We start from the raw sequence: 16376 nt of genomic DNA on the forward strand, positions 1-16376 counted from the left end.
TGTGGTGCACGGGTCGTGCGATCGAGCCGGTCGGCTCGGTGGGGTGCGGCCCGCGGTGCTGCGGGGGACGATCGTGTCGGGACGACCGCCGCACGTCCTAGTGAACTCGCTGTCTACCGAACCCGCTGCGCGTCGGCTTTGTCGCCCTTGTCGTCGTCGTCCTGGCCGGCGATGAAGATGTCGCTGACCTCGATGTTGATCTCGACGACCTCGAGCCCGACCAGCTGGGTGATGGCGTCGGCGACGGCCTGGCGGACGTCGTCCGCGACCTTCTGCACCGACAGCGGGTAGTCGACGACGATGCTGAGGTCCGCCGCGGCCTGGGTCTCGCCGACCTCGACCTTGACGCCCTGGCCGTGGTCCTGCTGGCCGACGGCGTTGCGCAGCGCACCCACGGCACGCGAGGCACCGCCACCGATCGAGTGGACGCCGGGCACCTGGCGGGCAGCGATGCCCGCGACCTTGGCGACGACGCCGTCGGCGATCTGCGTGGTGCCCGCGGCGTCGGACGACACGGTGGACGCACCGTCGACGCGGGCGACGCCGTCGACGCGCGAGCTCGTGGTGGCGGGGGTGGGAGTGGCGGTGTTCGACATCTCGGGTCCTCTTTCGGCTGGGGGAGTCGTGCGGTGGTCGTCGTGCGAGCGGGCCGTGACCCGGGCTGCACGTCAATGAGACGCCGTGCCCGTCCCGTTCGTCACGGTGAACATGCTGGCAACCCCCTGAGTGCCCGCGTCTACTGTCGGGGCATGCAGCGCACCCGGTGGATCTTCCTCGACCAGCTCGGCCCGCACTTCGACGACGGCGACCCGATGCTGCTGATCGAGAGCCGTTCGTCGTGGCAGGGTCGCACCCTGCACCGCGCCAAGCTGCAGTTGATCCTGTCGGCGATCCGGCACCGGGCGGCCGAACCGGGCGGCCGCGTCGACTTCCGGCAGGTAGAGCACTACTCCGAGGCCCTCGAGGGGCGGGACGACCTGCAGGTCGTCGACCCCACCTCGCACCGAGCCCGCCGCCCCGTGCGGTCGGCCGGCGCCGAGGCGCTGCCGCGCCGCGGCCTCGTCCCGAGCGCGGCCGAGTGCGCCGGGTGGGCCGCCGGCCGCCAGGGCGGTCGCGGCTCGGGTCGGTCCGGCGGCGCCGCGGCGGACGCCGACGACCCCCGCCGAGGAGGCGCCGGTCGACCGCCCGGCGTGTCCGGCGGTCGACCGGCACCGCGCCTCCTGATGGAGGACTGGTACCGGGCCGTGCGCCAGCGCACCGGCCTGCTGATGGAGGGTCCGCAGCCCGTCGGAGGCCAGTGGAACTACGACCACGACAACCGCGAGAAGCCGCCGAAGGGTGCCGCGACGCCCGGCCTGCCGCCGCCGGAGTGGCCCGCCGAGGACGACATCGACGCCGAGGTGCGGGCCGACCTCGAGCGCTGGGAGCGCGAGGGGGTCGTCCGGCTCGTCGGCGACGACGCGCCCCGACGGTTCGCCGCGACCCGGGCCGAGGCGACGGCCGCACTCGCGGACTTCGTCGAGGTGCGGCTGCCCGACTTCGGCCCGTTCGAGGACGCCACCCTGTCGGGCGACTGGACGATGGCGCACTCGCTGCTCAGCGCCCCCATGAACCTCGGGTTGCTCGACCCGCGTGAGGTCGTCGAGGCCGCCGTCGCGTCGTACCAGGCCGGCGACGCCCCCCTGCGCAGCGTCGAGGGCTTCACCCGGCAGATCGTCGGCTGGCGCGACTGGGTCTGGCACCTCTACTGGCACCTCGGCGAGGACTTCGCGACGACGAGCAACGCGCTCGGGGCGACGCAGCCCCTGCCCGAGGTGTTCGCCGGGCTCGACGTCGAGGCGGTCGAGGCCGAGTGCCTCGGCGACACGCTCGACGGTCTGCGACGGCACGGCTGGAACCACCACATCCAGCGGCTGATGATCCTCGGCAACTGGGCCCTGCAGCGCGGGGTCGACCCGGCCGCCCTCAACCAGTGGTTCGTCGACATGTACGTCGACGGCACGCCCTGGGTGATGCCCGCGAACGTCGTGGGCATGTCGCAGCACGCCGACGGGGGCATCGTCGCGACCAAGCCGTACGCGTCGGGTGGCGCGTACATCAACCGCATGACCGACCACTGCGGCTCGTGCCGGTTCGACCCGAAGAAGCGGCTCGGCGAGGACGCCTGCCCGGTGACCGCCGGGTATTGGGCGTTCCTCGACCGCGTCGAGCCGGTGCTCGCGGGCAACCCGCGGATGGGCCAGCAGTTCGCCGGTCTGCGAGGGCTCTCCGACCGTGAGGCCGTCGTCGAGCAGGAGCGCACCCGCACGACCTGGTGAGCGGCGGCGCGTCGGCGTCGGGGCCGGGCCATCGCCTCCCCTCGCGAGCACCGGTCGGAGTGGAACCACCCCTGTGCCGTCGAACCACGCACATCTGTGGTTCGACGGCACATCGGCGGTGTGGCGGTGGCGGTGACGGTGGCGGCGGTGGCGCTGGCGGTGGTGGGGGCGACGGCGGTCGAGTCGGCCCCGTCGGGGTCCCCGGAGGCGCTCCTCGTTAGGGTGACGACAGCACCGGGCGCAGCGAGCCCGTGGCAGATCACGAGGGAGCTCCCGATGACCACGACCATGCGCAGAACGGCCGTGACGGCCACCACCACGGGCGTGCTCGCCCTCGGCCTGCTGCTCGCTGGCTGCACCTCAGGAGGCGCGGGTGGCGGCGACGACGCCGGATCCGACGGGTCGTCGACCGGCTCGAGCGGCCCGGGGGCGCCCGCGTCCCGCGGGGGCACCTTCGACGACCTCGCCAGCTGCGACGACGCCGGCCCGGCGCTCCGCGGCGCCGGGGGCGGCCTCGAGCTGCGCGACGACAGCACGTTCTCGGGCGACCAGGCGAACTGCCAGTGGGCGACCCCGACCACCGAGGCCACCGACGCCGCCGACGTGACGGCCATCGTCGTGCTCGCCCAGCGCCAGGAGTTCAGCGCCGACGACATCAGCGCCCAGACCTCGCAGATCGAGGGCACCGAGGGCGTCGAGACCGTCGACGACTCGCGCGTCGGGGCGTTCGGCGGCCAGGCGTTCTCGCAGTCGGTGACGCAGCAGGGCATCACGGCCTCGGCCAGCACCATCCTCTCGCCGCACGGACTGATCGCCGTCACGGCGACGGGTGCGGGCGACTCCGCCCCGCTCAGCACCGACGAGACCCTCGACGCCGCCTACGGCCTCTTCGACTGAGCCGCGCCGGGGCGGGCGTCGTCCTGGTGACGCGCCCGCGCCTCCTCGTCCGCCTCGATGCGTCGGTCGAGTGGTCCCGAAACGTCCTCGCCCGCGGGCCGAACCACGATTCGGGACCACTCGACGGGCCGCGGGTCAGCGGACGCTGAGCTGGTCGAGCACGTAGTCGGCGATGACGCGCTGGCCGGCGTCGTTCGGGTGCACCCCGTCGGCCGAGAGCAGTGAGGCGACCCCGTCGGCCGGCAGGGCGTCGGCGAGGTCGATGTAGGCACTGCCGGTCTCGTCGGCGAGGCGCTGCACGACCGCGTCGTACTCGGACGCGTCCCCGGCCAGTCCCTCGGTGAGGTTCGTCCCGGGCACGAACTCGCCCATCAGCATGACCGACGGCGGGTCGTCGAGGCTCTGCAGACCCTCGATCAGGGTGCGGTAGTCGTCCTCGAACTGGTCCGGCGTGCGGCTGAACGCGTCGTTGGCGCCGAGCGTGATCGTGACGAGGTCGGGCTTCGTCGCGGCGATCGAGTCGAGGTAGCCGGGCAGGTCGGCCGTGAAGGTGCGGGCCGTCGCGCCGGAGCGGGACGAGTCGAAGAGCGTGATGCCGCGGTCGCGATCCCCGTCGAAAGCGGTCAGGCCCTCGATGTCGACGGGCGTCTCGGCATTTATCGTCACGGTGTGGGCTCCCGCGTCGAGCCCGGTCACGGACGAGATGCCGCTGGTGGCCATCGAGTCGCGCGTGTCCACCTCGACCGCGTCGCCGTCGTCGACGGTGTAGCTGAAGGTGCCGCGGCCGCTCGACCACCAGAGGTCGAGGTCGGTGCCCGTGAACGGGTACGTCGTGGTCGCGCCGGCGCCGAGCGTGACCGAGCGGTAGCCGAGGTCGGCGGTGCGGGACGACGCCGACACCGATCCCTCGCTGCTCGAGGCCCAGCGCGCCCAGGTCGACGCCGGGGGAGCCACGGCGAACGCGGCCGGCCGGTAGCCGACCCCGCCCGGCACGTCGTCGGTCGGGTAGCGCTCGCGCAGGCCGTCGAGGGTCAGGTCGATCCAGCGGGAGTCCACGGTCGAAGCGCCCATGCCCTCGGAGATCGAGTCGCCGACGGCGACCCAGCGGGCGGGGTAGTCGTCACGATCGTCGAGGGCGACGGCCCAGTCGGCGAGCTCCGAGGAGGCGCGGGTCGGCAGGGCCGACAAGGTCTCGTCGGCGGAGGCGCCGCCCGTGGGCTCGCTCGGGGTGGTCGGGTTCGCGGTGCAGCCCGTGAGCAGGGCAAGGGCGACGGCGACCGCGACCAGTCGGGTGGTTCGGGTCATGACGACGACGGTAGTCGAGGGGCGTGGGAGTCGTTCACCGGCGGCTTCGTCCACGGGCTCACGACTCGGTGACGGTGCCGCCCCCGCCCCTCCAGTGGCGGTCGGGGCGGACCGTCCCGAGCATGCGCCGGTCGTGGGTGACGAGCAGCAGTGTGCCGTCGTACGACTCGAGGGCCTGCTCGAGCTGTTCGATGGCGGCGAGGTCGAGGTGGTTCGTGGGCTCGTCGAGCACGAGCACGTTGACGCCGCGGGCCTGCAGCAGGGCGAGGCCGGCGCGGGTGCGCTCGCCGGGCGAGAGTTCGTCGACCGGGCGCGAGACGTGGTCGGCCTTGAGCCCGAACTTGGCGAGCAGCGTCCGTACCTCGGCCTGGGGCCAGTCCGGCACGAGCGCCTCGAATGCGTCGGCCAACGGCACGTCACCGGCCAGGAGCGCGCGGGCCTGGTCGATCTCGCCGACGGCGATGCTGGCTCCGCGACTCGCGCCTCCTTCGCTCGGGGCCTGTCGGCCGAGCAGGCCGCGCAGCAGGGTCGACTTGCCGGCGCCGTTCGGGCCGGTGATGCCGATGCGGTCGCCGCCGTCCACCTGCAGCGAGACCGGACCGAGCACGAACTCGCCCGTGGCGGGGTCGCCCTGGCGGAACACGGCGCCGCTGAGGGTCGAGACGACCGAGCTCGACCGGGGTGCCGCGCCGATGGTGAACTCGAGCTGCCACTCTTTGCGGGGCTCGTCGACCTCGTCGAGGCGGGCGATGCGGCTCTCCATCTGGCGGACCTTCTGGGCCTGCTTCTCGCTCGACTCGGCCGAGGCCTTGCGGCGGATCTTGTCGTTGTCGGGCGCCTTCTTCATCGCGTTGCGGACGCCCTGGCTCGACCACTCGCGCTGCGTCCGGGCACGACCGACGAGGTCGGCCTTCTTCTCGGCGAACTCGTCGTAGGCCTCGCGGGCGTGACGGCGGGCCGTCTCGCGCTCGTCGAGGTACGCGTCGTAGCCACCGCCGAAGACGCGGTTCGACGACTGCGCGAGGTCGAGCTCGAGCACCTTCGTGACGCACCGGGCGAGGAACTCGCGGTCGTGGCTGACGAGGACGACGCCCCCGCGCTGCCCCTGCACGAAGCGCTCGAGTCGTTCGAGGCCGTCGAGGTCGAGGTCGTTGGTGGGTTCGTCGAGCAAGGCGATGTCGAAGCGGCTCAGCAGCAGGGCGGCGAGGCCGACGCGGGCGGCCTGGCCTCCGCTGAGGCCGGTCATGGGGCTGTCGGGGCCGACGGCTCCGTCGCCGTCACGGTCGAGACCGAGGTCGGCGAGCACCTGCGGCAGACGGTCGTCGAGGTCGGCGGCGCCGCTGGCGAGCCACCGGTCGAGGGCGGTCGAGTAGACGTCGGCCGGCTCGAGGCCGTCGGGACGTGGGGCCGGGTCGGGGTCGCCGAGGGCTGCCGCGGCGGCGTCCATCTCGGTGGTGGCCTGCGTGCTGCCGGTCCGGCGACCGATGTAGTCGGCGACGGTCTCGCCGGGCACGCGCTCATGCTCTTGTGGCAGCCAGCCGACGAAGGCGTCGCCGGGGTTCAAGGTGATCGTGCCGGCCTGCGGCTCGTCGACCCCCGCGAGGAGGCGCAGCAGCGTCGACTTGCCGGCCCCGTTGACGCCCACCACGCCCACGACGTCGCCCGGGGCGACGGTCAGGTCGAGGTCGTCGAAGAGGGTGCGGTGCCCGTGGCCCCCGGCCAGGCCCTTGGCCACGAGTGAAGCGCTCATCGGGCCATTCTCGCGTACCGAGGAGGCGCGGGTGGCGTCACCCGCGCCTCCTGCGGTCGGTGTCGCTAGGGTCGGTCCGGGGTCCCGCCCGCCGGGGGCCGAGAGGGGATGACGTCATGGGGCTGTTCAGACGAGACCGATCGGATGCGGTGCCCGCCGAGCCGTGGCCGCGGGTGCCCGTGGCGCCGTGGAGCGGAGGAGGCGCGACCGCCGAGGCCGTGCCGGTCGCGGTGCCCTCGAAGCGCCGGCCGAGCGTGCCGGGCGTGGTCGTCACGGTGCCCGAGGGGCGCGCCGGGGTGCGACTCGACGAGCTCGTGCGCTTCCTCGGGGACGAGAGCGTCGTGCTCGAGTCGACCCACGGGCCGACGCTCTACGCCGTGTGGACGCAGGCGTGGCCGAAGCGGTCGGGCACGGCCGTCGGCGACGTGCTCGAGGGCGAGGCCCCGGGCGGGCTGGCCTTCCTGGGGGCTGCGGTGGACGCCCCGCCGAGCGTCGTGCTGCGCGGGGCCGAACTCGAGTCGTTCCGGGCCTGGGTCGCGGCGTTGCCGTCCTGACCGAGGGTCCTCTGTCGTCACCGGACCGGTCTGTCCTGGGCTGCTAGCGTCAACGGGGCGGTCGGCATCCGGCCGCGACACGCCACCTGTAGGGGAGACCACCATGTCGACGACGACGACGAACACGCGAACGCGGGCCTTCGGGGCGATCGGGGCCGTGGCGCTGAGCGTGTTGCTCGCCGGGTGCTCGGCGGGCTCGTCCGAGGAGGCGGCCGGAGGGGGTGACGCCGCCGAGACGAGCGCCTCGACCCCGGCGGCGACTCCGGGCCAGGCGTCGTGCGACCTCGAGGGTGGCGTGACCGGGACGGTCGAGCTGACCGAGACGGCCGACGCCTACGAGGTCGTCTTCACGGGACTGCCCGTCGACGGCGACACGGACAACGCGACGTTCATGCTCGTCCTCAGCGGCGACGACGAGACGGTGTTGTCGTCGGACTACAGCGCCGGCACCTTCCGCTCGGCCACCGTGACGGTCGGAGTCGACGGCGAGCGGGTCGACGTGCCCGACGCGGCCACGGCCTCGGGTGACGTCGTCACGGCCGTCTACCCGAAGAGCACGGGAGCCCTGGCCGACGTCGAGCCGACCGGCTGGTACCCGAACGTCATCTACTCGGTCAGCGGCACGTCGGACTCCGTCCGGTGCGGCAACGGGACGGTCATGCCCTACGAGCCGTTGAGCTGAGAACCGGCGCGGCACGGCCCGACGCGTGCCAGACCGTCACGGACCTCGCGTCGCGGTCGCGCTCGCCGGGGTCGTTCCTCGCCACCACGTGATCGTGAGGACGATCGGGATCGCGACGAGCGAGTACACCGGCATGCTGAACTGTCTCGCCAGCCTGTTGTAGGTGACGGTGGTCGTCCAGGGGACCTGGACGAGGACCACGATCAGCAGGGCCGTGTCCATCAGCGCCGCGATCCCGTTCACGAGCCTGATGCGGTTCATGAAACGGTGGTCGGGCGAGGGCATGTCGCTCACGCCCCGGCGGCGTCGAAGAACTGGCGTGCGAAGTAGAGCTGGGCGGCGATCGCGAGCACGATGAAGATCGGGTAGCCCACCATCAGGAAGTGGCGTTCTGCCGTCGGGACCTTGCCCGCGTCCGGCCCCCGGGACTTGAACAGTCCGACCACGAAGATCACAGGCACGAGCAACAGCGCGACGATGGGCAGCCCGAAGTCCGTGCTGTTGCGACGGTACGAGATCGTAGTGTCGAGGGGGACGCTGAACGCGACCACGACGGCGACCGCCACGGACGCCGCGAGTCCCGCGACTAGGGCTCGACGGACCCAGGTCGCGACGACCGTGCCCTTCGCGATCTCGTCGTCGGTCAGGGATCTGTTCGGGGATGCCACGGCTCCAGTACCTCCGTGCTCTTTCGTCAGCCGTGGGTGAGGAACGCGGTGGCGAGAGTCACCTGGGCCCAGGTGAAGGCAGCGATCATGATGGGGTAGACGATGTAGATCACCAGGCGTTCGGCGGGGACGATCGCGGAGAGATCTTGCTTCCTGCCTCGGAGCCATGCAATGGCGAAGATGGCCGGAACGACGAGCAGGCCGACGACGGGGATGCGGAAGTCGCTGCTCAGCCGGTTGTAGCCGAGAGTCGTGGACATGGGGACCTGGGTGAACACGCCCAGAGCCAGGGCGAGAAGTGCACAACACGTGACGGCGAGAGCCCTGCGGCCGAGCACGAAGGCTCTCCTGGCCCTGGCCGCATCGTCAGGATCGGCTGTGGCCATCGCTGACGCCTCCCTGTTGGTGCTCTGTTCCCGCATGCGCCCTGGTCTCGTCCCGGCTAGGTGGGTTGGCCAGCCTGCAGGTAGGCATGACCGAGGACGAACTGCCCGCCGACCAAGACGAGCAACAGGAGGGGCAGGCCGACGACCAGGATGACTCGCTCGACGGGGGGTAGATCTTCATCGGGTGCCTTGCGAGACCGAACCCACAAGCTGAGGATCAGTGCCGGAAAAAGTCCGAGTGCCACGATGGGCAGTCGCCACTCTCGCGAGAGTCGGGTGTACGAGATCGTCGTTCCTGGTGGCACCTGTGTCAGGACGTAGAGAGCGACGACGAGATCCACAGCCAGGCCCACGAGCATCGCTGCCCGCATTCCGACGACCAACGTCCGACTGCGGAGGCGGAATGCCTCGGCCGCGTCGTCTCGGGCCTGGGGCGCTGTCCGGTCTCTCTTGCATCTCACGTGTCCATGATGAACGATTGCCTTCTGATCCTAGAGAGCGGCGACCAGGCTCCGCCGAACCCAGGTGTTGTCGAGTTCGCCATGAACCCTCCTGCTCGGCTGTGGTCGATCTCGATGTGCCTCTGCCCACCGGCCGTGTCAGGCCGCAGGTTCATACCCGTAGGTGAAGGGGTACTTCTTGATCGAATTCAGGAATCCGCGGATCGCCCATGAACCTTTGCCGACCGAGAACTCGTAGCTGGTTCCCGGGGCCAGAGCTGCGGCTAGTTCGGGGCCGTCCTTCTCGTTCACTCCCTCGCGCAGCAGAAGTGTTCCGCAATCGGGCGTGACGATCTCGATCTGTGCTCGCGAACTTCCTGCACCGACGCGGTTGACGGAGGAACGGACTCCGTACGTGGCTGTGGTCACCTCGCAGTCGACCGTGAGACGGTTGCTCGTGTCGTAGTTGCTCAGGACGGTCGGGCCGACAACGAAGAGTGCGATGCCCATCACGGGTACGACGAACAGCACCACCACCAGATACGCCCTGTTTCTCAGGGTCGTTCGTCTACTGGCTTTCTTGGAATCCGATGCAGAACTCGTGGGCTTCATGTGTCGCCTTGCGGCCTTCCGTTCGTCAGCTATCCAGCAGGTACAGCTCGGTGCGCCGGGGTAGGAGCCACGGGCCCCTCGGCACCGGACAGCATCCCCGTCACGAATTGCGACGGAATGTCGTTCACGTTGCCGCCGGGACGAATGTACTCGTTGGCCGCTGCCTGGAACCCACCTGCGAAGCTGTCGATGGTCGTGGACACCACCCGGTTTCCCCAGGTCACATTCGGCGCTTGCACGTGCGCTCGAAGGCCATCGGGGATGTGCGGTGTGATCTCCAGCTTCGACAACGCGCTGGAACTCACCGCGTGCGACCCGGCCGAGAACGCAGCGCTGGTCACGAAACCGGTCGCGGCGGCTCCTGCATAGCCCAGAGGAGTCTGGTTCGTTCCGTTGATGCCGTAGTCGAGGACGTTGGCTGTTGCACCGCCCGTGCCCGCCGAGATCGCCGCCTGACCGGCCTTGCTGAGCGCCGGGGTGACCACCCGCTGTGCCACCGGAGTCGCCACTCGGGCGGCCAGGGGGCTGGCGATCTTCCCGAGTCCCGTGGCCACTCCACCTCCGACCAGGCCGGTGACGCCTCCGATCGCGGTCTGGACCATCGCTTCTCCATAGTCCACCGAGCCTTTGGTCATTTTCTGCTCCGCCACGTTCCCCCCGCCGCTGATGAGAGCTCCCGAGGCCATGGCCGTGAGGGCGACGCCTGCCGGGCCGCCGATGCCGGTGCACATGAGGGCGACTCCGCCCGCGATGGCAAGGCCGGCGATGACGTAATCGCCGTACTCACCCCACCAGTCGCCGGCGTTGGCCCAGGCGCCCTGGGTGGCCTTCGCGTAGTCGGCCAGGTCGGCGTCGGTGGCCGGGCGCAGTCCAAGGGGGTCGAGGGCGTGCAGGGGGTCGTTGCCGGCGTACGAGTACGGGTTGCCCGCCCAGGCCGCACCGGTCACCGGTGCGAGCGGGTCGACCGAGAGGAACCCTCGGGCGGTCGGGTCGTAGACCCGGGCCCCGAGCCAGTCGAGGCCGGCGACCTGCAGACCACCCGTGGCCGTGAGCGCCAGTCCGCCGGGCAGCTCCGGTCCGGGCGCCGAGGAGGCGCGGTCGGCGCCCGGGGGGTCCGTCGCGTCGGTCGCATGGGCCCCGCGCCAGGCCGGGGCGAGCCAGTCCTCGCCGACGCGGGTCGCGCCTCCCGGGAGCGTCGTCACGGACGAGCCGCCGAGCGAGACAAGTGAGGGGAGGGGGCTGGCGGTGTCCCACCAGACGTCGGCTCCGTCGACGGTGGCGAGCTCGCCCAGGGCGTCGACCCACAGCGAGGTGCGCTCGAGGACGACGGCGTCCGCGTCGTGGCGGACCACGGCCTCTAGCCAGCCGAGGTCGGACCAGGCGTATTCGGTGTAGGCGCCGTCGTCGGCGATCTCGCGGACGCGCCGACCGAGGCCGTCGTGGACGTACTCGACCCGTCGCCCGTCCGCCAGGTCGCGGCTGGTGATCTGCCCTGCGGCGTCATGGGTCGACGTCGTGGTGGACCCGTCGCGGGTCTCGGCGACGAGACGGCCCGCCAGGTCGTACGTCCAGGTGGCGAGGCCGCCGGAGCCCGTGCGCAGCGACGTGAGCTGGCAGGCGTCGTCGTAGCCGTATGCGACGGTGCCCGAGGGGCCGTCGATGTGGGCGATGCGGTCTGACGCGTCGCGGGTGATCGTGGTCGTCACGGCACCGTCGGCGCTGGTCGTGGTGTGCTCGACGAGCGCGCCGTCGTCGTAGCGCCAGGCCTGCAGCAGGTCACCACCGGTCGAGGCGACGATGCGGCCTGCGGCGTCGTACGAGACGGTCGACTCGACCCCGGCGTGCACGATCGAGACGGCCCGCCCGGCGGTGTCGCGGCGGTACTCGGTGCGGGTGCCCGCCGGGTCGACCCGGGCGGTGCGGCGGCCGTCGGCGTCGTACTCCCACGCGATCGCCGAGTCGCCTCGCGAACGACGCACGAGCCCACCGCGCCGGTCGTACTCGAGCCGGTGCTCTACGTCGTGGCCCGCTCCGTTCGTGTGGTCGGTGACCGTGATCGCGCGGGTGACGGGGTCGACGCTGACCGTGCTCGTCTCGCGTCCGTCGACGCGCGTCGTCGCCGGTCGTCCGGCGGCGTCGTGCAGCCACTCGGTGACGTGCCCGTCGGGGTCGCGCTGCTTCAGCTGCCGTCCGGCGGCGTCGTATTCGGCGGTCGTCGTGCGGCCCAGGGGATCGACGACGCTCGTGACACGGTCGACCGCGTCGTATTCGCGACGCGTGACACCACCGAGCGGGTCGGTGATCGCGACGACGCGGCCGCGGAGGTCGTACTCGTAGCGGGTGACCCCGCCCAGCCCGTTGACGGCTTCGACGAGTTGGCCGGCGGCGTCGTAGCGGAAGCGGCGTCGTCCGTAGCGGGTGTCCTGGGTCGAGGTGAGTCGTCCGGCGGCGTCGTAGCCGAACCGGGCGGTGCCCTGGCCGGGCACGCGCCGGGCCACGATGCGTCCGGCGGCGTCGTGGTCGATGCGTTCGACCTCGCCGGTGGGCAGGGTGCGGGCGACGACCCGGGAGTCGGCGTCGTAGCTCAGGGTGGTGCGGGCGCCGAGCGGGTCGGTGCTCGCCGCCGGGCGTCCGCAGGCGTCGTCCTCGTAGGTCGGCCGGGCGCCGGTCGGGGTGACGACGGCGGTCACGCGTCCGGCGAGGTCGCGTTCGAGGCGAGTGAGGCCGCCTTCGCCGTCGACGAGCTCGACGACGCGTCCGCACCGGTCGTAGGTGGTCAGCTCGGCTGATCCGTCGGGCGCTTCGGTCGCGACGGGGCGGCCGTATTCGTCGAACCGGACGGTGGTCGTGGTGAACGCGTCACGCAGGGTGCCGGTGCCGTCCATCTGGTCGACCCGCGCCTCCTGACGCACGCCCGTCGGATCGACGGTCGCGGTGAGGGCGCCGGTGACGTCGTACTCGCGGGTCCAGTCGTGCCCGGCCGGGTCGGTGACCGTCCGCAGCCGCGAGAGAGCGTCCCAGCCGAAGCGGTTCTCGCCACCGTCGGGCAGGACGATCGCCGACAGGTTGCCCTGGTCGTCGAACCGCCGCGAGACGACGCGACCGAGCGGGTCCGTGGTGGTCTCGAGCTCGCCGTGGGGGCCGTAGCCGTAGTCGGTGCGCGCACCGAGGGGGTCGACCACGGCCGTCACGCGGGCGCCGGGCCCGTGCTCGAACCGCCAGGTGGCACCGTCGGGGGCACGGCGTCCGGTCAGCAGCCCCGCGGCGTCGTACGTGAAGGTCGTCCGCGCCCCGGACGGGCTCGTGGGGACGACCGGTCGTCCGGTGTGGTCGCGCTCGATCCGGGCCACGTCGCCCACCGCGTTCGTGGTCGAGACGAGGTCGCCGAACGCGTCGTAGGCGCAGACGACCGTGACCCCGGTCGGGTCGACCACGCGCTCGAGCAGACCGTCACGCCAGACGAGCTCGGAACGCCCGCCCTCGGGGTCGACGATCACCGACGGGTCGCGGTCGTCGCCGTCGTACTCGTACTGCACGACCGAGCCCGACTCCGTGACGAGGGTCGTGACGCGGTCGAGGTCGTCGTACCCCCAGGTGAGGTCGGCACCGGCCGGGGTGACCGTCCGCACCTTGCGGCCGCGCTGGTCGTAGCCGTTCACGGTCGTCGACCCGTCGCGCTCGACGACCGAGACGAGGTTGCCGTGCGGGTCGTAGCTCATCGACTGGCGGTGGTCGTCGGTGTCGAGCACGCCGACGAGGCGGCCCTTGGCGTCCGAGATCCAGGTGTTCGAGCGGCTGCCGTCGGTGTCCGACACGACGGTCACGCGACCGCGCAGGTAGGCGAAGCGCACGGTGCGTCCGTGCGGGGTGAGCTGCTCGACGACGCGTCCGCGGTCGTCGTACGTGTTGACGGCCTCGACCACCGCGGAGGCGCTGGTCACCTTCTCGATCAGCCCCGCGTCGTTCCAGCCGTAGCGTCGGGTGCCGACCTCGCTCGTCGCGCCGACCAGGCGGCCGGCGTCGTCGTAGGCGTACTCGACCCGGCGGCCGTCCGAGCCGGTGGCGACCGCGACGCGGCCGTCGACGTAGTCGATCTCGATCCAGCGTCCGCGGTCGTGGGTGAGGCGCGCGGGCAGGCCGTCGGGGTGGCGGGCGACCTCGACGGCCGTACCCGCGCCTCCTTCGCTGCCCAGCCAGACGCCGGACGGGGTGAAGCGCCACCGGCTGCCGGCGTTGTCGCGGACGACGAGGGTCGAGCCCTCGGCGGCGAGCCAGAAGTTTTCACCGACTCCGCGGTCCCAGCCCTCGCCGAGCCGCGGGAACAGCACCTGGCGGCCGTCGGCCATCGTGAACGCGGCACCCTCGTCGTCGAGGGTGAGGCGTGTCTCGAGCACCGAGGCCCAGCCGGGGCCGAACAGGCCGACGTGCGGGTCGAGGCTGTTGTACATGCGGCTGAGGCGCAGTGTGCTGCTCGCGCCCGAGAACGCGAGGTCGACCTCGGTCTCGAGGAAGTTGCCCGTGGTCGTGTTCACCGGGTCGACCGAGTAGCCGCTCGTGGGGGCCCCGCCGAAGGCCTGGGTCGGTTCGATGAGGAGGTCGTCGCGGCCGAGCGCGATGCCGGAGGCCTGCAGGGAGGCCGCGATGGCGGCGTTCGACAGCGTCGAGACCGATCCCTCACCACCGGCCTGGGCGAATTTGTCGGCGACGGTGGTGGCCCACGCTGCATCGTTGGCGTTGGCGCCGAGCCAGTCCGAGAGGGCTCGCACGAGGCCGTCGGCGGTGAACGAGCCCCAGTCGCACTGGGTCGCGAACGTGTCGAGGGCCGCTGTCAGCGTGCCCGGCCGCGAGGCGAGCTCGCCGTCGAGGGCCGTCGTCGTCGAGGAGAAGGACCGGAGGTTCGCAGGGAGGGCCGACGACGTGGGCCCGGCCGAGCCGCCGCCCGTGGGGACCTCGCGTGCCGGCGGCACGTAGGTCGAACTGAGGACCAGCTGGTCCTCTTTCTTCGTGGTGGGGGGTTGCTCGACGCCGTCGAAGCCGTCGATGAACTTGTCCCAGCCGCTGCGGGCCTCGAGGCGTTCGTAGTACTCCCGCGCCTCTCGACGGCGGGCGTTCTCCCGCTTGGCCGACTCCATGATCTGGTCGACGAAGTCCGCGGCTTCGCGGAGGGTCTGGCAGAGACCGGACGCACCCACCGCGGCGGTGTCGGCGTTCTCCTTGAACAGGTCGGCGAACAGCCCCGCGAACTCTTGCGAACCCGTGGTCACCGCCGCGGCGCGCGACGCCGTCTGCCCCTCGACGTCGCTCGCGGCGTTGGTGAACGCCGATTTCAGGTTGTCGGCCGCCCAGAAGCTGAACTTCAGCGGTTCGTTGCCGTGCAGATCGGTCATGTCGTCGTTTCCCCCGGTACAGATGGATCGGTCAGCCGCCGCGTCCCCAGGCCGCGGAGGCAGGAGACACCGGCCGCTCCCGTGGGGAGCAGCCGGTGTCTTCGGTGATGCCTAGGCGCCGCCGCCGGCGGAGAAGATGTTCTGCGAGATCTTGTCGAGCTGGGTGCGGAGCTGCTCGAGTTCGGTCTTGGCCTTGTCGAGGGCGGCCTTGGTCTCGGGCCAGGTCGAGCCGCGGAACGTCGCGGCGAGGGGGCCGTCCCAGACGTTGGGGTCGGACAGAATGCGGCCCTGGGCGTCGAGCTGGCTGATCTGGTCGGTGAAACCGCCGTTGATGATGCCCTGGACCTGGTTGATGGCCGTCTTGGCCTGCTCGGTCGAAAGAACGCGTGACATGGTTACCCCCTGATGGATTGGCCGGTGAGCGAGACGCGCCCCCGAGGCTCGAACGGCTCGACTTTAGCCTGAAATCGTGCCGAGGGTGCAGAACAGTCTGTTGGTCTTTCAGCCGCGGGCGGTCGGGGCCCACGGGGCCGAGGGCAGCGGGCCGCCGGTCCGGCTGAAATGGACGGCCGCCTCGACGGCCCGGTCTCGGTACGCCGCGAGGGAGGGGTTGGCCGGCACCGGCTGTCCGGGGCCCGGGGCCGCGACGGCGTCGACGATCTCGTACCAGGGACCCGTGCGGACGTCCATCGTGTGCAGCACGGCGACGGGCACGTCGGCCGGCCGCAGGACGTCGAGCCCGGCGGTGTCGCGGCGCAGCTCGATGCTGCTCGGGACGTTGCCCTTCGGCCCCCGGATCACGGTGCGCAGCCGCTTCTCGGTCGGGTCGATCACCTCGAACTGCTCGCGGCCCATGCGCCACAGCAACACGGTGCGGCCGGCCACGGTGGCGGGGTCGGTCGGCGGGGCGGCGGGTTCACGGGCTTCGTGTCGGGCGCGGCTGGCCGTGCCGAGGGCGTGGCCGAGGACGGCGGAACCGGCGAAGGTCAGCACCATGAGGATGTTCGGTGGTCCCGATGAGACCATCGGGATGCTCGCGGTGCTGGCCAGGACGATCGGCATCGTGGTGGCCCGGGCCCGATCGCGCAGCCGGCCCAGCAGGAACGACGCGGCGAGGAGCACGAGCCCGAGGGTGATCACGAGCCCCGGCGTGGCACCGCCCACGAGGGCGATGGCGACGCCGGCGACGAATCCCAGGGTCGAGAGAAGGAGGCGCGTGGACGACGGCATCGCGACCGCCGTCGTCGGGGTCAGCCGGCGGGGTCTCGTCTCGGTCGGTGCCGAGGTGCGGTCGGTGCTCATGGTCCCCCTGGGTGCCCGGCCGTGGGCCGGGGCGTCCGTGCTCGTCAGGACCTCGCCCGTGTCGAGCCGCCCCCG

At 71.8% G+C, this 16376-nt stretch carries 15 protein-coding genes; 4 read left to right on the plus strand and 11 right to left on the minus strand.

The window, feature by feature from the left end; genetic code table 11:
- Positions 1-113: 113 nt before the first annotated feature.
- Entirely contained in the window at positions 114-596 is a 483-nt protein-coding gene (locus AEQ27_RS13280; RefSeq protein WP_082383535.1) for an Asp23/Gls24 family envelope stress response protein, read from the minus strand.
- 153 nt (positions 597-749) lie between these two features.
- On the opposite strand from AEQ27_RS13280, the gene AEQ27_RS13285 reads away from it, so the two are divergent.
- Positions 750-2318 carry a cryptochrome/photolyase family protein gene (locus tag AEQ27_RS13285; RefSeq protein WP_054147093.1) on the plus strand — a complete coding sequence of 523 codons (1569 nt, stop codon included), beginning with the start codon at positions 750-752 and terminating at the stop codon, positions 2316-2318.
- Between the two features lie 276 nt (positions 2319-2594).
- Positions 2595-3215, plus strand: coding sequence for a hypothetical protein (locus tag AEQ27_RS13290; protein ID WP_082383537.1), 621 nt, complete (start codon positions 2595-2597; stop codon positions 3213-3215).
- Positions 3216-3350: 135 nt separating this feature from the next.
- Here the strand turns inward: AEQ27_RS13290 and AEQ27_RS13295 are convergent, their stop codons facing one another.
- The gene (locus tag AEQ27_RS13295; protein WP_152970371.1) at positions 3351-4520 is read right to left on the minus strand and encodes an SGNH/GDSL hydrolase family protein; all 1170 of its coding nucleotides are present in this window, start codon (positions 4518-4520) and stop codon (positions 3351-3353) included.
- A 58-nt stretch (positions 4521-4578) separates the two neighbouring features.
- Positions 4579-6270 (minus strand): ABC-F family ATP-binding cassette domain-containing protein, encoded by a 1692-nt coding sequence (locus AEQ27_RS13300; RefSeq protein WP_054147096.1) that lies wholly within the window; start codon positions 6268-6270, stop codon positions 4579-4581.
- Positions 6271-6386: 116 nt separating this feature from the next.
- On the opposite strand from AEQ27_RS13300, the gene AEQ27_RS13305 reads away from it, so the two are divergent.
- Entirely contained in the window at positions 6387-6824 is a 438-nt protein-coding gene (locus AEQ27_RS13305) for a hypothetical protein (protein ID WP_152970372.1), read from the plus strand.
- Positions 6825-6927: 103 nt separating this feature from the next.
- On the plus strand, positions 6928-7506 hold the full coding sequence (locus AEQ27_RS13310) for a hypothetical protein (RefSeq protein ID WP_054147098.1): 579 nt from the start codon (positions 6928-6930) through the stop codon (positions 7504-7506).
- A gap of 36 nt (positions 7507-7542) precedes the next feature.
- On the opposite strand, the gene AEQ27_RS13315 is transcribed toward AEQ27_RS13310, so the two are convergent.
- From AEQ27_RS13315 to AEQ27_RS13345, 8 genes are all read right to left on the minus strand, one after another.
- Entirely contained in the window at positions 7543-7791 is a 249-nt protein-coding gene (locus AEQ27_RS13315) for a hypothetical protein (protein WP_161805547.1), read from the minus strand.
- Between the two features lie 5 nt (positions 7792-7796).
- Positions 7797-8174 (minus strand): hypothetical protein, encoded by a 378-nt coding sequence (locus AEQ27_RS13320; RefSeq protein ID WP_054147100.1) that lies wholly within the window; start codon positions 8172-8174, stop codon positions 7797-7799.
- A 26-nt stretch (positions 8175-8200) separates the two neighbouring features.
- Positions 8201-8434: a hypothetical protein gene (locus AEQ27_RS17430; protein WP_152970373.1), complete on the minus strand. Its 234-nt coding sequence runs from the start codon at positions 8432-8434 to the stop codon at positions 8201-8203.
- A gap of 182 nt (positions 8435-8616) precedes the next feature.
- Positions 8617-9021, minus strand: a complete 405-nt coding sequence (locus AEQ27_RS17435) for a hypothetical protein (protein ID WP_161805548.1) — start codon at positions 9019-9021, stop codon at positions 8617-8619.
- 138 nt (positions 9022-9159) lie between these two features.
- The gene (locus tag AEQ27_RS13330; protein ID WP_054147102.1) at positions 9160-9537 is read right to left on the minus strand and encodes a hypothetical protein; all 378 of its coding nucleotides are present in this window, start codon (positions 9535-9537) and stop codon (positions 9160-9162) included.
- 104 nt (positions 9538-9641) lie between these two features.
- Positions 9642-14999 (minus strand): DUF6531 domain-containing protein, encoded by a 5358-nt coding sequence (locus tag AEQ27_RS13335; protein ID WP_054147103.1) that lies wholly within the window; start codon positions 14997-14999, stop codon positions 9642-9644.
- A 111-nt stretch (positions 15000-15110) separates the two neighbouring features.
- Positions 15111-15392 (minus strand): hypothetical protein, encoded by a 282-nt coding sequence (locus tag AEQ27_RS13340; protein ID WP_054147104.1) that lies wholly within the window; start codon positions 15390-15392, stop codon positions 15111-15113.
- A gap of 108 nt (positions 15393-15500) precedes the next feature.
- Positions 15501-16301: a hypothetical protein gene (locus AEQ27_RS13345; protein ID WP_054147105.1), complete on the minus strand. Its 801-nt coding sequence runs from the start codon at positions 16299-16301 to the stop codon at positions 15501-15503.
- Positions 16302-16376 lie beyond the last annotated feature (75 nt).

Origin of the sequence: Frigoribacterium sp. RIT-PI-h, assembly GCF_001297205.1 — a bacterium.
Taxonomy (GTDB): domain Bacteria; phylum Actinomycetota; class Actinomycetes; order Actinomycetales; family Microbacteriaceae; genus Frigoribacterium.